We start from the raw sequence: 18554 nt of genomic DNA, 5'->3' as shown, positions 1-18554 counted from the left end.
CCCCAACTCCCCCCCATGAGCGCGGCTTCCGCCGCCGCACCGATCACCAGTCGATCACCAATCGATCAACAGGAGAACCACCATGAACACCCGTATCCGCCGTACCGCCCTCACCCTCGCCGCCGCGGCCGTGCTGCCGCTGGCCCTCAGCGCCTGCGGCAGCAGCGGCGGCGACTCGGCCAAGTCGGCGGACTCCTCCGCCAAGGCGTCGACGTCCGACAACGGCATGGGCGCCGCCGCCAGTGCCGCCTCGGCGGACCAGCCCTTCGGTACGGGCTGCGCGGCCGTGCCGAAGGACGGCGCCGGTTCCTTCGACGGCATGGCCCAGGACCCGGTGGCCACCGCCGCGTCCAACAACCCCGCGCTGTCCACCCTCGTGGCGGCGGTGAAGAAGGCCGGGCTCGTCGACACCCTCAACAACGCCCAGAACATCACGGTGTTCGCGCCGGCCAACGACGCCTTCGCCAAGATCCCGAAGGCCACCCTCGACAAGGTCCTCAACGACAAGGCCCAGCTGACGAAGATCCTGACCTACCACGTCGTAGGCCGGAAGCTGGCCCCGAAGGACCTGGAGAACGGCTCCTTCGCCACGCTCGAGAAGTCGAAGGTCACCACCTCCGGCTCGGGCGAGTCCTACACCGTCAACGACTCCGCCAAGGTCGTCTGCGGCAACGTGAAGACCGCCAACGCCGACGTCTACATCATCGACACCGTCCTGATGCCCACCAGCTGACGGACCATCACATTCGGGGCGCCACTTCGGTGGCGCCCCGAGGTTCGGCGCCTTCCTGCTCGTGGCCGCCCTGCGCGCGGTGACGGCGCACGCCGGTGTCGTTGTGGAACGACGACATCACGGACTACGCGGCGGCGCTGACGTACTACGCGATCCTGGCGGTGCTCCCGGCCATGCCGGCGACGGTGCTGGGGTTCGGTCTGATCAGCCCGGACACGGCCGAGGAGTTCATCAGCCACGTCACCGCCTACGCCCCGGCCGAGTCCGGTGCCGAACTGCACGCCGTGCTGTCCCACGCCCTGGCCGCGGACGGCACGGCGTGGCCGCTGCTCGTGACCGGGGCGGCCGGCGCGCTGTGGTCGGCCTCCAGCTGTCTCGCCGTCTTCCGCCGCGCCCTGCACCGTATGCACCGCGTCGAGGACCACCGCTCGACCTGGCGCAAGGCGCACCGCATCGTGCTGACCGCGCTGGTCCTGCTCGGTCTGCTCCTCGTCGGTTCGCTCACCCTGCTGCTGACCGGCCCGCTCGCGGAGGTCGTCGGCCGGACCCTCGGCATGGGCAGCACGGCGGCCTGGGCGTGGAGCCTGCTGCGCCGGCCGGTGCTGCTGTGCCTGGTCGCCCTCCTGGTCGTGGTCGTCTTCCACACCGGCCCGGCCGCCGCCCGCCGGCACGGGCACACCCTGCCCGGCGGCGCGCTCGCCGCCACGCTCTGGCCGGCCGTCTCCGCGGGCTTCTCGTCGTACGCCTCGACCCTCGGCGCCTACAGCAGGCTCTACGGCTCGCTCTCCGGCATCGTCGTCTTCCTGGTCTGGCTGTGGCTGTCGAACCTGGCGCTGCTGACGGGGGCGCAGTTCGCGGCGGAGGTGTCCAAGGACGCGGGCGGCGAGGGCGGCCGGGTGCGGTGCCGGAAGCGTCGGCGGCGCAGCACGGCGTGATCGCCTCCGCCGTGGAAGCCGACGGGTCGGCTCTCAGAGCACGGGGAAGTCCCCGGTGCCGTAGCACTCCTCGGGCAGGGGGTCCGGCATGCCGCCGGGGTCCAGGAGATGGGCGACCAGGGCCGCGGCGGTGTCGTGCCAGAGGTGGCGGCGGCGCAGCATCGCGTGGTCGCCGCCGCCGATGACGGCCATCCCGGCGCGGGCCGCCGTGCTCCGCGCCCGGCGTACGCAGTCGGCGGTCTCGGTGGGCGAGGTGACGTGGTCGCGGTCGCCGTGCAGGGCGACGATGTGCCGGCTGGCGGTCTGGTCGACCGGTTCGCCCGGTGGCCACCAGGGGGCGAGGGCGACCACACCGTGGACCTGCGGGTGACCGGCGGCGCGCAGGGCGGCTCGGGCGCCCATGGAGTGGCCGAGCAGCACGGTGGGCAGGGGGCCGGTCAGTTCGGCGAGTTGGTCCAGTGCGCGCAGGGTGTCCGGTACCGGGTCGGCGCGGTCGTCGTTCCAGCCGCGGAGGCGGTAGCGGACCCGGGCGATCAGGACGTCCTCGGGCGGCAGCGCGGCGGACACCGCCCGGGTGAGGGAACCCATCCGGAGCGCGGCGAGCTGCCAGGGCCGGGTGGGGCGGTGGCTGGTCGCCTGGCCGCCGTGCAGGAGCAGTACGGCCGCTCGTGGGCGGGGCGGGCGGTGCTGGAGGAGCAGCGCGTTTCCGGGTGACTCGGTCCTGTCCCACTGCACTCCGGTGCACCCCCTGTTCCGGCCCGCGCGTCCCGCCTCGCGCGGGTCATGGAGGCGATCCTCTCCCGGCGACCGGGTGCCCGTCATGTCGGCCCCCCGGTTCAGTCCCGTGGCGGGCGTGGGAAGAAGCCGCTCGTACGGGACACGTACTCGGCGTATCCGGGGCGGTCGGCCATGTGCCGTTCCAGCAGGCGTTTTCCGCTGCCCCGGGTCAGCAGCAGGCTCATCACCACCGGCGACACCACGGACACCGCTGCCGCCGCCGGGGAGTCGCAGGCGAGCAGGAACAGGCCCCACCAGACGCAGAAGTCGCCGAAGTAGTTGGGGTGCCGGGTCCATGACCACAGGCCCCGGTCCATGATCGTGCCCCGGTGGGCGGGATCGGCCCGGAAGCGGGCCAACTGGGCGTCCCCGACGGCCTCGAAGCCGATCCCGGCCGCCCACAGCGCGGTACCGGCCCAGGCGAGGGCGGACGGCGGACCGGGTACGTACTGCGCGGCCTGCACGGGCAGGGACACCAGCCAGACGAGCGCGCCCTGGAGGAGGTAGACCATGCGGAAGGCGTACGCGTTCCGGCTGCCCGGCGCCCTGGCCAGCATCGCCTCGTAGCGCGGGTCCTCGCCGTGGCCCCGGCCCCGGCGCGCGATGTGCACCGCGAGCCGCAGCCCCCAGGCCGCCGTCAGCACGGTCACCAGCAGGCGTCGTACGACATCGCCGTGGCCGGCGGAGACGGCGAGGGTCGTGGCGGCCACCGCCGTGAAGCCGATGCCCCAGGCGATGTCCACGATCCGGTGGACGCCCGCGCGTACCGCGACGGCGAAGGTGACGAGCATGACCGCGAGGGCCGCGGCGGCGGCCCAGGCGAGGTTGAGCGCGAAGGCGCTCCAGGGGAAGCCGTTCACGGCCGGTCCGATTCTTCGTGCTGCCGGGTGTCCTTGGTGAACAGGTACTGCTGTACGTCGAGGTAGCCGGCCCGGAACCCGGCCTCGCAGTAGGCGAGGTAGAAGGTCCACAGCCTGTGGAAGACCTCGTCGAAGCCGAGTGCCGTGACCTCGTCGGCGCGCGCGGTGAAGCGTTCGCGCCACAGGCGCAGGGTCTCGGCGTAGTGGGTGCCGTAGGAGTCGCGGCGGGCGAGCCGCAGCCGGGTGTGGTCGCGGGCGGTCTCCTCGATCGCCCGCGTCGAGGGGATGCGTCCGCCGGGGAAGACGTACTTGTGGATCCAGGTGAAGGTGTCGCGGCTCGCGAGCATCCGGTCGTGCGGCATGGTGATCGCCTGGAGCGCGACCCGGCCGTCCGGCGCCAGCCGTTCGTCCAGCGCGCGGAAGTACACCGGCCAGAACTCCACGCCGACCGCCTCGATCATCTCCACGCTGACGACGGCGTCGTACTCGCCGCGTGCCTCGCGGTAGTCGCGCAGTTCGACGGAGACGCGGTCCGCGAGTCCCGCCGCGCGCACCCTCTCCCTCGCCAGGTCCCGCTGTTCCCGGGAGAGGGTGAGCGAGGTGACCCGGGCGCCTCGGGCGGCGGCCCGCAGGGCGAGTTCGCCCCAGCCGGTGCCGATCTCCAGGAGGCGGGTGCCCTCGCCCACGTCGGCGAGGTCGAGCAGCCGGTCGATCTTGCGGTGCTGTGCCGCGGGGAGCCGGTCCCAGTCGGCGGGGAAGCCCCGGAAGACGGCGGAGGAGTAGGTGAGGGTGTCGTCGAGGAAGAGGGCGAACAGGTCGTTGGACAGGTCGTAGTGGCGGCTGATGTTGGCCCGCGAGCCGTCGGGGGTGTTGCGCTCGGCGTGCGGGTGGCGCGGCGCCCACAGGCGGCGCAGCCGTTGCAGCGGGGCCGGGATCAGCTCGGCCACGTGCCCGGCGAGGACGGTGAGGGCGGCCACCAGGTCGGGGGCGTCCCACTCGCCGGCCATGTAGGACTCCCCGAACCCGACGAGCCCGCTGGTGCCGAGCCGGGCGTGGAAGGCGGCGGGGTCGTGCACCTCGATCAGCGGGCCGCCCTTGCCGATGTCCGGCGCACCGGCGAAACGCGCCCGCAGGGGGAGCCGGGCGAGGGCTTTGCGGACGAGGGCCGCGGTGACGGCGGTACGGGGGCGGGAGGCGGGCGGGGTGGTGGTGATGTCGGGCCAGGGGGTGGGGGTGACGGGGTCGGTGGAGGGCGCGTGCCCGAAGGTGCCCTGGCTGCGGGCGGGGTGGGCATCCTGGGCCGTGTTCCCGCCGGGAGCGGTGTGCCCGTCGGGGCCCCGGCCGGGCTCTGCTGTCCTCATGTCGCTTTCTCCGGGGTGCGGTGTCCGGGGCGGGGCTGGACCGGCAGGCCCCGCAGGTACAGGCGGATGCCGTGGACACGGATCGCGGTCGACACGGCGAGGGTGGACCAGGGGTGGCGCAGGGCCAGCCGCAGCAGGGCCGCCGCGGTCGCCGGGCGGCGGGTGCCGCGTACCGTCGCGGTGAAGGCCCGGGTGCCCTCGCGGTCCAGGTGGACGGTCAGGTCCAGGCGGGGTCCCGGTCGCGGCAGCCGCATGCGGTAGCCGCCGTCGACGGGGAAGAACGGGGAGACGTAGAACTCCTTGTCGGTGCGGGCGGCGCCGGTCGCGTCCGGGCGCAGCAGGTAGCAGTGCCGGCCGCCGTACGTGTTGTGCACCTCCGCGACCACGCAGCGCGGTTCCCCGGCGGGGCCGTGACACCAGTACAGGGTGAGCGGGTTGAACACGTACCCGAAGACCCGGGCGTGGGTGAGCATCTCCACCCGGCCGCCGTCCAGGTCGACGCCGTGCTCGGCGAGGAAGCCGTCGAGGCCGGCCCGGATCGAGGGCAGGTCGCCGGTGAAGTGATCGCGGGGGTCGAAGCGGGCCAACGGGCGCAGCCGGCGCGGTAGTCGGGGCGGGTGGTCGGGGTCGATGAGCCACATGTAGGTGCGGTGGCGCAGGGCGTACCGGCGGGGGGTGGTGCGCACGTGGGTGATCGCGCAGGCGTAGAGGGCGGCGGCGGGTTCGGTGGTCACCAGCGCACCCCCAGCGCGGCGGCGGCCTCGACGCCGGAGCGGCAGCCGTCCTCGTGGAACCCCCAGCCGTGGTAGGCGCCCGCGAACACGCAGACGTCACCGGCCAGTTCGGGCAGGCGCTGCTGCGCGGCCACCGACTCCGGGGTGTAGACGGGGTGTTCGTAGACCATGCGGGCCAGCACCCGGCCGGGGTCGACGCGTTCCTCGCCGCCCAGGGTGACCACGAACGTCTCGGCGGCGTCGAGCCGTTGGAGCCGGTTCATGTCGTAACTGACCCGCACCTGGCCGGAGTCGGCCGTGCACGAGGGCATCGCGTAGTTCCAGGAGGCGCGGGCGCCGGGGGCGCGCGGCAGCAGGCTGGTGTCGGTGTGGAGCAGGGTGGTGTTGCGGGAGTAGCGGAACGCGCCCAGCACCTCCCTCTCCCGCTCGGTCGGGTCGGCGAGCAGGCGCAGCGCCTGGTCGGGGTGGACCGCGATCACGACCGCGTCGTACGACTCCGTGGTGCCGTCCCCGGCCGTCACGTCGGCCCCGTCGGCATGGCGTCGTACGGCGCGCACGGGTGTGCCGGTGCGGATGTCGCCGGTCTCGCCGAGCTGCTTGGCGATCCGGTCGACGTACGCGCGCGAACCGCCGGTGACCGTGCGCCACACCGGTGAGGAGCCCACCGACAGCAGCCCGTGGTGCTCCAGGAACCTGAACAGGTAGGCGGCCGGGTAGCGTTGGGCGGTGACGGCGTCGCAGGACCACACGGCCGACACCATCGGGGTCATGAAGTGGCCGCGGAAATAGGCGGAGTAGCCCTCCCGGTCCAGGAACTCCCCCAGTGTCAGGCCCTGTTCACCACCGCCTGCCAGCAGTCGCCGGGCCGCGCGGTGGAAGACGGGCACCTCCGCCAGCAGTCGCAGATAGGGGCCGCGCAGCAGGTTGCGGCGCTGCGCGAACAGTCCGGCCGGGCCGCGGGCACCGGCGTACTCGAGACCGCACCCCTCGCACCGCACCGACATGCTCATCTCCGACTCCTGCGTGGCGACGCCGAGTTCGTCGAAGAGCCGCAGCAGCCGCGGGTAGGTGCGCCGGTTGTGCACGATGAACCCGGAGTCGACGCGGTGCACCCGCCCGTCGTACGGCGACGTCAGCTCGTGGGTGTGCGCGTGGCCGCCGAGCCGGTCGTCGGCCTCGTACAGGGTGACGTGCCCGGCACCGCCCAGGACGTACGCGGCGGTCAGCCCCGCCACCCCGGAACCCACCACGGCCGTCCGCCGCCGGTGCGTGCCGTCCCTCGGCGTCCGCTCCATCGCTTCCCTCCTGTCCCGCCCCTCGTGATCGGGGCTCCGCGCGTAATCCGGAACAGGTCGGGCCTCGGATTGGCCCGGCGGGGGATCAGGCGGGCGGGAGGAGGGCGGATCGGTGCGCCGCCGCCGTGTCGGTGCCGGTCGTGCCGTAGCCGCCGGGCCGGTGCTCGACCGGGTCGAGGGAGGCGAGGAAGTCGCGGAAGGCCCGGTCGGTGCGGGCGGTGTCGCCGGTCGCGTCGAGGTCCATGAGGAGACCGCGGATGACGGCGAGGACGAGCGTCGCGAGCTCCGGCCGGCCGATGCCGCGCAGGCCGTCCTCCAGCGGCCCGAGCCAGTCGGTCGTCGCGGTGCGCCGGAAGTCGGGCCACAGCCGCTGCTCCGCGCTCTCGCGCAGCCGGCCGAACATCCGCAGGTACGGCTGCCCGTCCGGGCCGGTGATGGAGATCCAGGCGCGGTTCAGGGTCACCGTGTACGGCTCGTCGGGCCGTGTCCGCAGGAGGTCGCCGAAGGTGTCGAGCTGACGTTGCCGCGCGCGCCCCAGGACTGCCCGCAACAGGGCGTCGCGGGTGCCGAAGTGGTAGAGCAGCATGCGGGCCGAGGTGCCGGTGGCGGTGGCCAGCGGTTCCAGCCGGTCGGGGAGGCCGTGCGCGAGGGCGTGGTCGGCGCAGGCGTCGAGCAGCCGCTCCTTGATGTGCGGCTGCGGTCGTCGGCCCATGGCCGCACTTTTTCACGTAACGACTGCTACGTCTAACGTCGGTGGCAGGGCGGTCGAGCCGGACGGGACGGACGTGGAGGCAGCGATGAGGGTCGTGTTCGTGCATGGGGCGTGCGTACGGGACGGGTCGTGGTGGTGGCGGCGCACCGCCGGGCTGCTGCGGGAGCGGGGGGTGCCGAGCGTGGCCCCGGCGCTGCCGAGCTGCGGCGAGGCGGGCACCCCGGGCGGCGCGGGCGGGCCGGGGCTGGCCGAGGACGTCGCCGCCGTGCGGCAGGTGCTGCGGGACAGTGACGAGCCGACCGTCGTGGTCGCCCACAGCTACGGCGGCATCGTCACCGCGGAAGCCGCCGCGGGCATCGGGGCGGTGCGCCATCTGCTGCTGATCTCCAGCTATCTGCCCGAGGTCGGGCAGAGCCTGTCGGAGTTCGGGGACGGCGGCCCCGCCCCGTTCCTCGACATCGACCCCGACGCCGGTACGTTCGGGGTCCGCCCCGAGCTGCTCGTGGACACGTTCCTCCAGGACTGCGACCCCGGGGACCAGGCGCGGGCGGCGGACCACCTCGCCCGGCAGAGCGTGCGGGTGACCGGGGAGCCGGTCAAGGCCGCCGCCTGGCAGGAGGTGCCCTCGACGTACCTCGTCTGCGCTCAGGACCGGGGCACCCCGGCGCGGTCGCAGCGCGAGTTCGCCCGGCGGGCCGGCGGTGTCGTCGAACTCGACGCCGGGCACCACCCGTTCCTGTCCCGGCCCGCCGCCGTACGGGACCTGCTGCTGGGCCTGTGACGGCGGCGGCGGACGGGTCGGGCCCTAGATCCGGGGGCCGTGGGGACACGGCGGACGGGATCACCAGGGGACGACGCCGTCGTCCTCGAAGAAGGAACCGGTCGGGCCGCCGTCGAGCAGGGTGGCGAGCCGGATCGCCGTGGCCGCGCCCTGTTCGGGGGTGCGGGGGCCCTGGAAGCCGGTGAAGTCGGTCGCGACCAGGCCGGGGCAGGCGGCGTTGACCAGGATGTCCGTACCGGCGAACTGCCGTGCGTACTGCACGGTGACGGCGTTGAGGAACGTCTTCGACGGCGCGTAGGCCGCCATGACCGGGCCGATCCGGATGTCCGGGTCCGCCTGCCGGGTCAGGGAGCCGACGCCGCTGGAGATGTTGACGATGCGGGGCGATGCCGAGCGCCGCAGCAGGGGCAGCATCGCGTTGGTCACCCGGATGACACCGAGGACGTTGGTCTCCACGACCGTGCGGACCAGGCCGAGGTCGAGCGTGGTCGGGTCCTGTACCCAGTCCGGGCCCATGTCCCCCGAGATGCCGGCGTTGTTGACCAGGACGTCCAGGCGCCCGGCCTCGCGTTCGACCAGTGCCGCGGCGTCGGTGACGCTCCGGTCGCCGGTCACGTCCAGCGGCACCGCGAACGCGTCCACCCCGGCGGCGCGCAGCTTCTCCACGGCACTCTCGCGCCGGACCCGGTCGCGGGCTCCCACACCGACGCGGTACCCGAGGGCGCCCAGCCCGGCCGCGATCTCGTAGCCGATTCCCTTGTTCGCGCCGGTGACCAGCGCGGTCTTCGTTTCGCTCATGCCGTCGATGGTCGCCCGCGGACGAGCGGCGCGGCCAACACCGATACGGTGCCCTGTCATACCCGGCGGGTATCACCGAGGACTACGCTGGAGCCGTGGACACCTTGGAGACCCGCGAGTTGAGGTACTTCGTCGCCGTGGCCGAGGAACTGCACTTCGGCCGCGCCGCCGAACGCCTCGGCATGGCCCAGCCGCCGCTGTCCCGGGCGATCCAGCAGCTCGAACGGCGCCTGGGCGTCCGCCTGTTGGACCGCGACCGGCGCGGTGTCCGGCTGACCGGCGCCGGAGAAGTGCTGCTGCACGAGGGCCGCGCCGCCCTCGACGCGACCAGTGCCGCCGCCCGCCGCACGCGCCGCGCCGGCGGCACCGGCGGTGCAGGCGGCCCCCGCAGCCGCCTGGTCCTCGCGGTGAAGGCCGCCGCCTCCCACGAACTGCTGCAGAAGCTCCTCGACGCCTACGCCGCCGAGCCCGACGCCGCCGACATCGAGGTGCTGCCGTGCGGCATGTGCGAGCAGCCGGAGCTGCTGCGCGACGGCCGCGCCGACGTGGCGCTCATGCACGCCCCGTTCAACTCCCTCGCCGGGTTCGACAGCGAGGAACTGACGACCGAGGGCCAGATCGCCGTCCTGCCCGCCGACCACCCCCTCGCCCGGCGCCCGGCCCTGTCCCTGGCCGACGTCAGCGACCTCCCCGACCTCCCGCTCGCCCGCTGGCCCGACCACGGCACCTACCCGCCCGGCCCGGGCCCCGAGATCCACGGCCAGGCACAGCTGGCCCAGCTGATCGCCCTCGGCCGCACCCTGGCGATCTTCCCCGACTCCGCCCGGTCCTGGCTGTGGCCCGACCACACCGCCGTACCCCTGACCGACGCGCCCCCCGTCGTCACCCACATCGCCTGGCCGGCCCACAGCCGCTCCCCCGCCCTCGCCGGGTTGGTCCGCACGGCGACACGGCTGTGACCCGGTCCCGGACGTCGGTTCCTAGCGCGTGGGGACCGCGCGGTCGTAGACGTTGTCGGGGGTGACGATCTCGGTGATCGCCCGCGCGACCAGCGAGGACGGTTCCTGGCCGACGTAGGTGATGTCGGTGTTGAGCAGTACGACCAGGGTGGCCTTCTGGGAGGGGAGGTAGACGGTCACGCTCTCGTAGCCCGGGATGGAGCCGTTGTGGCCGATCCAGCCGCCGCTCTCGAAGATGCCGAGGCCGTAGTTCGTGCCGGGGTGGCCGGTCGGCAGCATCGTGAGGCGCTGCCTCTGGGTCTCCGGGCTGAGCAGTGTGCCGGTGGCCACGGTCTTCGCCCAGCTGTGCAGGTCGTGCAGGTCCGAGATCATCGCGCCGGCCGTCCAGGCCCAACTCGGCTTCCAGTCCGTGGAGTCGGCGACCTCGCCGCTCAGCGTCTGGTTGGTGTAGCCGCGCGGATGCGGCTCGGGGAACTCGCCGACGTTCGGGCCGTCGGGGAACAGCGTGTGGTCGAGGCGGGCCGGGCGCAGCACCCGCCGGTCGATGACGTCGGCGGCGCGGTGCCCGGTGACCTTCTCGATCACCAGGCCGAGGAGGATCAGGTTGCTGTTGTTGTACACGAACACCTTGCCCGGAGCGGAGGTGTTGGGGTGCTTGAAGCCGTACGCGAGGAGCTCGCGCGGGGTGAACAAGCGGTTCGGGTCGCTCAGCAGGTCGTGCGCGAAGTCCGGGTCGGAGCTGTACGGGAACAGGCCGCTGCGCATCTCGGCGAGGTGGCGCAGGGTGATGCGGCGGCCGTTCGGCACGCCGTGGACGTAGCGGGCGACCGGGTCGTCGAGGCGGATCCGCCCCTCGTCGACGAGTTCGAGCAGCGCGGTGACCGTGAAGGTCTTGGTCTCGCTGCCGATCCGCAGGTAGAGGTCGGTGCTCATGGGCTCGCCCGTGGCCTTGTCGGCGACGCCGGTCGCGCGGACGTAGCAGCCCTTGCCCGGCATCCACAGGCCGACGGTGACACCGGGGATGCCGGCCTGCTCGCGGACATCCGCGACGGCCTTGTCGAGGCGGGCGGTCAGGCCGCGGCCGAGGCCGTCCGCCGGGCACGCGTCGTGGTCGTAGTCGTGGTCGTGGTCGTGGTCGCGCCGGTCGGCACCGGCGGGGTGCGCGGCGGGGGCGGCCGTGGCGGAGGCGGTCGTCGGGGCCAGTACGGACGCGGCCAGCAGCACGGCCGCGAGCAGGCGTTTGGAGGGAGTGCGTCGCATGTCGGGGCGCTTCTTCCGGTTCGGGGGTGAGGCTGCCACGCCACCATCCGGAGTCCGGCGGGGGTTCCTCCCGCGCTACGCGTCCGTGCGAGTCCACTCGATCGGACCGACGGCGGCCCGCGCTGCGGGCCGAGGACTCCGTGGGCCGCCGCGGCCGTCCGGAGAGGGCGAGGGCTGCGGCGAGTTCGTCGGCTCACTGCGCCCGAATCGCGTCCGCGGGCGGTGTCCGCAGGGCCTGCCGGGTGGGGAGTTCGATGGTGAGGAAGGCCGTGAGGGTGACCGTGATCGCGAGGGCGGGGAGGAGCCAGACCGGGCCCGCCGGCCAGGGGCGGCCGAGGAAGCCCTGGCCGAGAAGGGCCAGCGGGATCGCGGAGAGCAGCAGGGCCGTGGTGAGTGCGGTGGCCGCCGTCATCGCGGCCTCGCGGCGCATCATCGCGCGGATCTGCCGGGGGGTGGTGCCGTTGAGGCGGAGGGCGCCCAGTTCGACCCTGCGCTGCGCGGTGGACGCGACCAGCTTGTTGGCGATGCTGAGCAGGAGATAGACGAGCAGCACGACGATGACGGCGAGGTTGATCCACACCTCGGGCGGGGCGTCCTTCAGGCCGCCGCTGGAAGGGGAGTCGGCGGGCGCGAGGCTCAGACCCGGGCGGGAGGCCGCGAGGGCGGTGAGGTTCTGCTCCGCCTTCGCCGTGCCGTCCGTGCGGATCAGGAGGGACTGGTCGAGAGCCCTCGTGGTGTGTCCGGCGGCCAGGTCGTGGGAGAGCACCACCGTACCGAAGCCGAGGCCCCGGCCGTACACGGCGACCACCCTGGCGTCGACGTGCGTGCCGTCGCCGAGGACCAGGCTCACCGTGCGGCCCACCGTCGCGGAGCGGGTACGGGCCACCTCACTGCTGACGGCGACGGTCGCACCGGTGAGCCGGTCCAGGCCGCCGTCCCGCACGTCGAGGTCGAGGACGCCCGCCGCGTCCGGAGTGAGGATCGACGCGGAGTCCGACTCGACCGCGGGGTCGCCGAACTGCCGGAACTGCCACACCACGGTGGTCGTGCCGACGGGCGCGGCGGCCCGTACGCCCTTCGTGTCCCGTACGGCGGTGAGCGTGCCGGTGGGCAGTCCGCCCAACTCCGTTGCGCTCAGGCGCAGTTGGGCGAGGGTGCCGGTGCTGGTGTCCTGCGCGGTGGCGGCCAGCACGGTCGTCTGGGTGAAGGTGTACGTCAGCACGAACACGACCGCCATGGCCAGGGTGGAGACGATCCCCGCGTTGCGCAGGGCGTAGGCGCGGAGGTTGGCCATCGCCAGCCAGGTCGGGGCCGAGGTGCCGGACCGGGTCGCCCGGGCCGCCGCACCGCCGATGCCCCGCACCAGCGCCGGTCCCGCCAGGGCCAGACCGATCGCCCCGAGGATGCCGGCGATGGATGTGGCCGTAGCGCCGATGACCGTGCGGGAGAAGAGCGGCAGGGCCGACATGACGGTCGCCACGACGATGACGGCCACGCCGATACGGGTCCGGGCCCGCGACGGGTCGCGCGGTTCGCTGCGCGACTCGGCGACCGCCTCGGTGGCCGGCATCCGCGAGGTGCGCCAGGCCGAGCAGCGGGCCGACGCCTGGACGGCGAGGAGCATGAGGACGATCGCCGCGAGCGCGGGCAACGGGCTGAAGGTGAGCGGGAGTTCGGCCGGGACGACCCCCCGGTCGGCGAGCAGTCCGCGGAACCGCCCGGCCAGTAGGTAGCCGAGGCCCACGCCCGGTGCCACGGCCACGGCCGCGACGACGGTGGACTGCGCGGCGGCCAGCCGGCGGATCTGCTTCGGGGTCGCGCCGACGGCCCGCATCAGCGCCAGGTCACGGCGCTGCCCGCCGATCGCCACGGCCAGCGCGCTCGCCATCACGAACCCGGTGATCAGCAGGATGATCCCGGACAGCGAACCGGCCAGGAGCACCAGCAGCGACCGCGACGCCCCGGCACCGGGCGCGGCCGTGTCGCCCCGCTCGGCCCCGGTGACGGTCAGCAGTCCGGTGCCCTTCAGCTTCGTACGCACCTCGGCGGCGACCCGCCGCTCGGCACCGGGCGCGGTGCGCAGGCCGACGAGATCGACGCGGTCCGGGTGACCCGCCAGTCCTGCGGCCGTCCTGTCCGCGAAGTAGACGCCCGCGCCCGGCGCGTCGACCACGGCCGAGACGCGATAGCCAGTGACGGGACGGGAGTTGACGACGACCTGAACCTTGTCGCCCGCCTTGATCCCGGCCGTGGCGGCGGTGGCGCTGTCCACGGCGATCTCGCCGGTACCGGTCGGCGCGCCGCCGGTGATGTGCGCGTCGGCCAGCAGTTTCGTCGAGGACCAGCCGTGCCCGGACACCAGCGGGTCCCCGGAGGCTACGACCCGACCGTGGGCGTCGACGAGGACGGCCGGGAAGCCGATGTCGCCGACGGCCGCGGTGACCCCGGGCAACTCGGCGATCTCACCGACCAGTTGGGCCGGGATCCGGCGACGTTCCGGGAGCGCGAGCGGCAGGTCGCCGGGCGGACGGAACTCCTGGTCGGCCGCGACGACGACGGACGCGCCGGCGAGCCGGCCGGCGGGGAGGTGGGAGCGGAGGCCGGACTCGGCAAGGACACCGGTGGCGGTGATGAGCGCCGCACCGCCGAGGACCGCGCAGGCCACGGCGATGAGCGCGGTGACGCGGTGCCCGACCATCTGTATCGCGAGACGGAACATGACTCAGACCTCTCCCAACGCGACCATGCGGCTTGCCAGTTCGGGGGCGGTCGGCGCCTTGAGGGCCTCGACCACCCGGCCGTCCGCCATCACCAGCACGTGGTGGGCGCGGGCGGCGGCGGCCGGGTCGTGGGTGACCATCACGACCGTCTGGTGGAGGTCGTTCACGAGGTCGCGCAGCAGGTCGAGGACCTCGTGGGCGCTGCGCAGGTCGAGCGCGCCGGTCGGTTCGTCGGCGAACACGACGGCCGGGCGGGCGACCAACGCCCTTACGACGGCGGCGCGTTGCTGCTGGCCGCCGGACAGCTCGGCCGGGCGGTGGGCCAGCCGGTCGGCCAGTCCGACCCGCGCCACCAGCGTGCGCAGCCAGTCGCGGTCGGGGGTGCGTCCCGCCAGCCGCAGCGGCAGGGTGATGTTGTCCTCGACGGAGAGGGAGGGGATGAGGTTGTAGGCCTGGAACACGAACCCGACGCGTTCCCGGCGCAGTTCGGTACGGCGGGTCTCGTTCAGCCCGGCGATCTCGTGCCCGTCGATGCGGACACTGCCCGAGGTCGGGGAGTCGAGTCCCGCGGCACAGTGCATCAGCGTGCTCTTGCCGGAGCCCGAGGGTCCCATCACGGCGAGGAAGGTGCCGCGTTCCACGGTCAACGACACGTCGTCCAGGGCGCGTACGCCTCCCGGGTAGGCCTTGCTGACGCCGTCCAGGGCGATGGCGGCTGTGGTGTTCGTGGCGGTGGCGGTGGTGTTCATCGACGGCCTCGCACGTTGCGTACGACGAGGGTGCCGGCGCACAGGACGGTGACCGCGCCGCACACCAGGTGCACCCAGGTGTCGGCGCCGCCGAAGGAGGCCGCCATGTTGGTGAGCGCGCTGGCCACCACGACGGTCCAGAGCAGCGTGCGGGCGATCTCGCCACGGGTGAGGCGGTCGGGTTCGGTGGGTGTCGTCGTGTTCGGCATGGGGGGCTTCTCCCGTGGTCCGGTGGGTTCGTCGGCGTTTCCGCTGTCGTCATCGACGCTATGGATCGGCACCCCTCGCGGCCGATCCCGCAGTCCGCCGGGTTCGGGGTACAGCAGGCTGTACTTCCCTGGTCCGGCCTGTCCCCCGGCCCGCGCGGAACTGCCTTACGGCATAGGGTCGTTCGCATGACAGCGAGCGCGAGTGAGGCGGGCGGTGACGTGGCGGCCGGTGACGTAGCGGCCGGTGACGTGGCGGTCCGGCGCGAGAGCCTCAAGGACATCGCCCTGCGGACCCTGAGCGCCGCCGGCCGGGCGATCGCCCAGCTCGCCTCGGGGCTCAACACCGCTGTGCTCGCCGGGCTGTTGCTGTTGTGGCTGGCCGTCACCGCCGTGACGAGCGTGGTCGGGGTGGGGCTGCTGACGGCACCCGTGCTGCTGCGCGCCCTGCACGCCCTCGCCGGCCGGGAACGTGCCCGGCTCGCCCGCCGGGGTCCCGAGGTCGCCGCTCCGGAGCCTCCGCCCACCCGGCTGCGGCCCGCCCTCGTCGACCCCACCACCCGGCGCGAACTGCGCTGGCTGGTCCGGCACGCCACCCTGGGGCTGCTGCTCGGGCTGCTCGGCATCCTGCTGCCGGTCACCGCCGTACGGGACACCGCGTTCCCGCTGTACTGGACGTTCCTGCCCGCGAACACGACCGCCACGTCCCTGGGCATCGGCAGCGCGCACACCTGGCCGGACGCCCTCGCCGTGGCGCTGCTGGGCATGAGCTGGATCGCCATCATCCTGGGACTGGGTCCCGGTATGGCGCGGCTCCAGGCAGGACCCGGTCGGCGCCTCCTGTCGGCCGGGCCCGACGCCGATCTCTCCCTGCGCGTCGCGGAGTTGACCGCCACCCGCGCCGCCGCGCTCGACGCCCACGCCACCGAACTACGGCGTATCGAGCGCTCGTTGCACGACGGCGCGCAGAACCGCCTCGTCTCCGTAGCCGTGTTGCTCGGCGCGGCCCGCCGCATGGTGGCCCGCGACCCGGCCGGCGCCGACGAGCTGCTCGAACGCGCCCAGTCCGCCGCCGAACAGGCGCTGGCCGAACTGCGCACGGTCGCGCGCGGCATCCTGCCGCCGGTGCTGGCCGACCGGGGTCTCGCGGGCGCGCTCTCCGGTCTCGCGGCGGACTGCGCGGTACCGTGCCGGGTCGACGTGGACGTACCCGAACGCTGCGCCGCCTCCGTCGAGGCCACCGCCTACTTCGTCGTCGCCGAGGCCCTGACCAACATCGCCAAGCACAGCGGCGCCGGGCACGCCACGGTCACGGCACGCGGCAGCGGCGGCCGGCTCGTGCTGCGCGTCGAGGACGACGGGCGGGGCGGCGCCGACGCGGAGGGCGGCTCCGGCCTGACCGGCATCCGCCGCCGTATCGCGGCGCACGACGGCGGCCTCACCCTGGCCAGCCCGCCCGGCGGCCCGACCGTCCTGACGGTGGATCTTCCCTGTGGTGCGTGAGCCGGGGATCGTGACGAGCAAAGAGAGTCCGAGATGCGGAACTTGAGCTGTGGAGCGTGACTGACATGCGGATCGTGATCGCCGAGGACGACCCGTTGCTGCGTGAGGGGCTGGCCCTGCTGCTGCGGGCCGAGGGGCTCGACGTGGTGGCCACCGCGGGCACCGCCGACGAGGCGCTGGACGCCATCGACGCGCACAAGCCGGACGTCGCCATCCTCGACGTACGGATGCCGCCGACCCACACCGACGAGGGGATCGTCGCGGCGGTCGAGGCCCGGCGCCGACGGCCCGACCTGGCCGTCCTCGTGCTGTCCGCCTACGTCGAGCAGAGCTTCGCCACCGAACTGCTCGGCGGCGGGGTGAGCGGCCTCGGCTATCTGCTGAAGGAACGGGTGGGCCGGGTCGAGGAGTTCCTCGACGCGCTACGGCGGGTCGCGGCCGGCGGCACCGCCATCGACCCGGAGGTCGTCGCCCAGCTCTTCACCCGCTCACGCCAGGACACCCGCCTGGAGCGGCTCAGCCCCCGCGAACGGGACGTACTCGCCCTGATGGCCGAGGGGTTGGGCAACTCCGCCATCGCCGGGAAGCTCGTCGTCACCGACGGCGCCGTCCACAAACACATCCGCAGCATCTTCGCCAAGCTCGACCTGTCCCCGACGGACCAGGTGGACCGTCGGGTCGCGGCGGTCCTGCGCTATCTGGAGGATCTGCGGCGACTGTCCTGAGGCCGTCGCGGGGCCGGGGTACAGCAGGCTGTACGGCGGACCGGCCCCCGCGCTGGATCGATCACCGCGTGCCGTCTTCCTAGGTTGGTGAGCACACCGAGCGCACCGCGATCCGGGTGTGCCGGACCACCAACTCCCAAGGGGACAGCCCATGATGACACTCCGTCACCTAACTGCCGCAGCCGCGCTGGCCGCCGTCGGACTCGGCCTCGCGACGCCCGCGGCGAGCGCCACGGAGTCGCGTCGCAGCACGCTTCAGGAGAGCGTGGACGCCATCCAGAAGACGGGCACCGTGGCCGTCGTGGCCCAGTCGACGGGTCCGGACGGACGGCGGTACGCCACCACCGGGCTTGCCGACAGGGCGACGGGGCGGGTGGCACGGGCGACCGACCGGTTCCGGATCGCCAGCAGCACGAAGGCGTTCGTCGCCACGGTGATGCTGCAACTGGTCGGTGAGGGAAGGGTGTCGCTGGACGACACCGTCGAACACTGGCTGCCCGGCGTGGTGGACGGCAACGGCAACGACGGAAACGCCGTCACCGTACGGCAGTTGCTGAACCACACCAGCGGGCTGTTCAACTACACCGCCGACTTCCCCGCGATCGCCACGGTGGCCGGTTTCGAGGCCGACCGGTACACCACGTGGACCCCGGAGCAGCTCGTGGGGATCGCGATGCGGCACGCGCCGGACTTCGCGCCCGGCACCAGGTGGGAGTACTCCAACACCAACTACATCCTCGCCGGAATGATCATCCGGAAGGCGACCGGCCACACCTGGCAGCAGGAGGTGACCCGGCGCGTCATCCGCCCACTGGGCCTGCGCGACACCTCCGCCCCCGACACCTCTTCCCGCATCCCCGGCCAACACCTGCACGGCTACTCGGACTTCGGCGGCACCGGCCCCACCATCGACGTCACCGACTTCAACCCGACGGCCGCCGGTTCGGCCGGCGCGATGATCAGCACGACCGGCGACCTGACCCGCTTCTTCTCCGCGCTGCTGGGCGGCAGGCTGCTGCGTCCGGCCCAGCTCGCCGAGATGAAGACGACCGTACGGGCCGCGTCCCTGGACCCCGTCTGGCCCGGCGCACGCTACGGCCTCGGCCTGATGGAGATCCCCCTGACCTGCGGCGGCGTCTACTACAGCCACGCGGGCGACCTGATGGGCTACACCACCCGTGACGGCGTCAGCGCGGACGGCCGCCGGACCGTGGTCCTGGAGGCGACGGGCGACGGCGCGTCCGACCTGTCCACGGAGGTGGCCCAGAACGCCCTGATCGACACGGAACTCTGCGCCGCCGGCGGGAAGTAGCGGAAGCGGCGGACGAGTTCGGCCGACGGTGTCGACGAACTCGGGCCGCCGGATGCGGAGGGGTGTCGGGCGTGCAGCGGGTGTCGGGCGTCCAGCGGGTGTCGGGCGTCCAGCGGGCGTCGGGCGTCCAGCGG

The 18554-nt window shown here is 73.5% G+C and carries 17 protein-coding genes and 1 pseudogene; 7 read left to right on the top strand and 11 right to left on the bottom strand.

Translation table 11 applies throughout. From position 1 onward, the window contains the following. The first annotated feature begins 82 nt into the window (after window positions 1-82). Window positions 83-733 carry a fasciclin domain-containing protein gene (locus ACIQBL_RS22755; protein WP_401944479.1) on the top strand — a complete coding sequence of 217 codons (651 nt, stop codon included), beginning with the start codon at window positions 83-85 and terminating at the stop codon, window positions 731-733. Window positions 734-816: 83 nt separating this feature from the next. Next, window positions 817-1668 (top strand): annotated as a pseudogene (locus ACIQBL_RS22750) (YihY/virulence factor BrkB family protein); the annotation flags it as partial. Between the two features lie 33 nt (window positions 1669-1701). Here the strand turns inward: ACIQBL_RS22750 and ACIQBL_RS22745 are convergent. The 6 genes from ACIQBL_RS22745 to ACIQBL_RS22720 form a co-directional block, all read right to left on the bottom strand. Continuing rightward, entirely contained in the window at window positions 1702-2403 is a 702-nt protein-coding gene (locus tag ACIQBL_RS22745; protein ID WP_401944478.1) for an alpha/beta fold hydrolase, read from the bottom strand. 101 nt (window positions 2404-2504) lie between these two features. Next, a complete protein-coding gene (locus ACIQBL_RS22740) occupies window positions 2505-3305 on the bottom strand; it encodes a DUF1295 domain-containing protein (protein ID WP_401944477.1) in 801 nt (266 codons plus the stop codon). Then, window positions 3302-4666: a class I SAM-dependent methyltransferase gene (locus ACIQBL_RS22735; RefSeq protein ID WP_401944475.1), complete on the bottom strand. Its 1365-nt coding sequence runs from the start codon at window positions 4664-4666 to the stop codon at window positions 3302-3304. The genes ACIQBL_RS22740 and ACIQBL_RS22735 overlap by 4 nt, the downstream gene beginning before the upstream one ends. Further along, the gene (locus ACIQBL_RS22730) at window positions 4663-5400 is read right to left on the bottom strand and encodes a DUF1365 domain-containing protein (RefSeq protein ID WP_401944473.1); all 738 of its coding nucleotides are present in this window, start codon (window positions 5398-5400) and stop codon (window positions 4663-4665) included. Before ACIQBL_RS22730 ends, ACIQBL_RS22735 begins: the two co-directional genes overlap by 4 nt. Then, window positions 5397-6695 (bottom strand): NAD(P)/FAD-dependent oxidoreductase, encoded by a 1299-nt coding sequence (locus tag ACIQBL_RS22725; RefSeq protein WP_401944471.1) that lies wholly within the window; start codon window positions 6693-6695, stop codon window positions 5397-5399. The genes ACIQBL_RS22730 and ACIQBL_RS22725 overlap by 4 nt, the downstream gene beginning before the upstream one ends. Window positions 6696-6780: 85 nt before the next feature. Then, complete coding sequence (locus ACIQBL_RS22720; protein ID WP_401944470.1) at window positions 6781-7407, bottom strand: TetR/AcrR family transcriptional regulator; 627 nt, start codon at window positions 7405-7407, stop codon at window positions 6781-6783. Window positions 7408-7492: 85 nt separating this feature from the next. On the opposite strand from ACIQBL_RS22720, the gene ACIQBL_RS22715 reads away from it, so the two are divergent. Further along, window positions 7493-8188 carry an alpha/beta fold hydrolase gene (locus ACIQBL_RS22715; protein WP_401944469.1) on the top strand — a complete coding sequence of 232 codons (696 nt, stop codon included), beginning with the start codon at window positions 7493-7495 and terminating at the stop codon, window positions 8186-8188. A gap of 60 nt (window positions 8189-8248) precedes the next feature. On the opposite strand, the gene ACIQBL_RS22710 is transcribed toward ACIQBL_RS22715, so the two are convergent. Beyond that, complete coding sequence (locus ACIQBL_RS22710) at window positions 8249-8986, bottom strand: SDR family oxidoreductase (RefSeq protein WP_401944467.1); 738 nt, start codon at window positions 8984-8986, stop codon at window positions 8249-8251. 95 nt (window positions 8987-9081) lie between these two features. On the opposite strand from ACIQBL_RS22710, the gene ACIQBL_RS22705 reads away from it, so the two are divergent. Then, window positions 9082-9945 carry a LysR family transcriptional regulator gene (locus ACIQBL_RS22705; protein WP_401944466.1) on the top strand — a complete coding sequence of 288 codons (864 nt, stop codon included), beginning with the start codon at window positions 9082-9084 and terminating at the stop codon, window positions 9943-9945. Window positions 9946-9966: 21 nt separating this feature from the next. Here the strand turns inward: ACIQBL_RS22705 and ACIQBL_RS22700 are convergent, their stop codons facing one another. The 4 genes from ACIQBL_RS22700 to ACIQBL_RS22685 all read right to left on the bottom strand — a co-directional run bounded on the left by ACIQBL_RS22700 (window position 9967) and on the right by ACIQBL_RS22685 (window position 14883). Beyond that, entirely contained in the window at window positions 9967-11205 is a 1239-nt protein-coding gene (locus ACIQBL_RS22700; protein WP_401944465.1) for a serine hydrolase domain-containing protein, read from the bottom strand. A gap of 193 nt (window positions 11206-11398) precedes the next feature. Further along, window positions 11399-13924, bottom strand: coding sequence for an FtsX-like permease family protein (locus ACIQBL_RS22695; RefSeq protein WP_401944464.1), 2526 nt, complete (start codon window positions 13922-13924; stop codon window positions 11399-11401). Between the two features lie 3 nt (window positions 13925-13927). After that, window positions 13928-14674: an ABC transporter ATP-binding protein gene (locus ACIQBL_RS22690; RefSeq protein WP_401944462.1), complete on the bottom strand. Its 747-nt coding sequence runs from the start codon at window positions 14672-14674 to the stop codon at window positions 13928-13930. Continuing rightward, window positions 14671-14883 carry a hypothetical protein gene (locus ACIQBL_RS22685; RefSeq protein WP_401944460.1) on the bottom strand — a complete coding sequence of 71 codons (213 nt, stop codon included), beginning with the start codon at window positions 14881-14883 and terminating at the stop codon, window positions 14671-14673. Before ACIQBL_RS22685 ends, ACIQBL_RS22690 begins: the two co-directional genes overlap by 4 nt. A gap of 186 nt (window positions 14884-15069) precedes the next feature. Between ACIQBL_RS22685 and ACIQBL_RS22680 the strand changes: the two genes are divergently transcribed. From ACIQBL_RS22680 to ACIQBL_RS22670, 3 genes are all read left to right on the top strand, one after another. Further along, entirely contained in the window at window positions 15070-16383 is a 1314-nt protein-coding gene (locus ACIQBL_RS22680) for a sensor histidine kinase (protein WP_401944458.1), read from the top strand. Between the two features lie 65 nt (window positions 16384-16448). Beyond that, on the top strand, window positions 16449-17108 hold the full coding sequence (locus ACIQBL_RS22675) for a response regulator transcription factor (protein ID WP_401945063.1): 660 nt from the start codon (window positions 16449-16451) through the stop codon (window positions 17106-17108). Window positions 17109-17259: 151 nt separating this feature from the next. After that, window positions 17260-18420: a serine hydrolase domain-containing protein gene (locus tag ACIQBL_RS22670; protein WP_401944456.1), complete on the top strand. Its 1161-nt coding sequence runs from the start codon at window positions 17260-17262 to the stop codon at window positions 18418-18420. Window positions 18421-18554: the final 134 nt, after the last annotated feature.

It is taken from the genome of Streptomyces sp. NPDC088350 (genome assembly GCF_044753545.1).
GTDB lineage: Bacteria > Actinomycetota > Actinomycetes > Streptomycetales > Streptomycetaceae > Streptomyces.
Note: the sequence above shows the minus strand (reverse complement) of the source record. Positions and strands in the feature narration are given on the sequence as shown.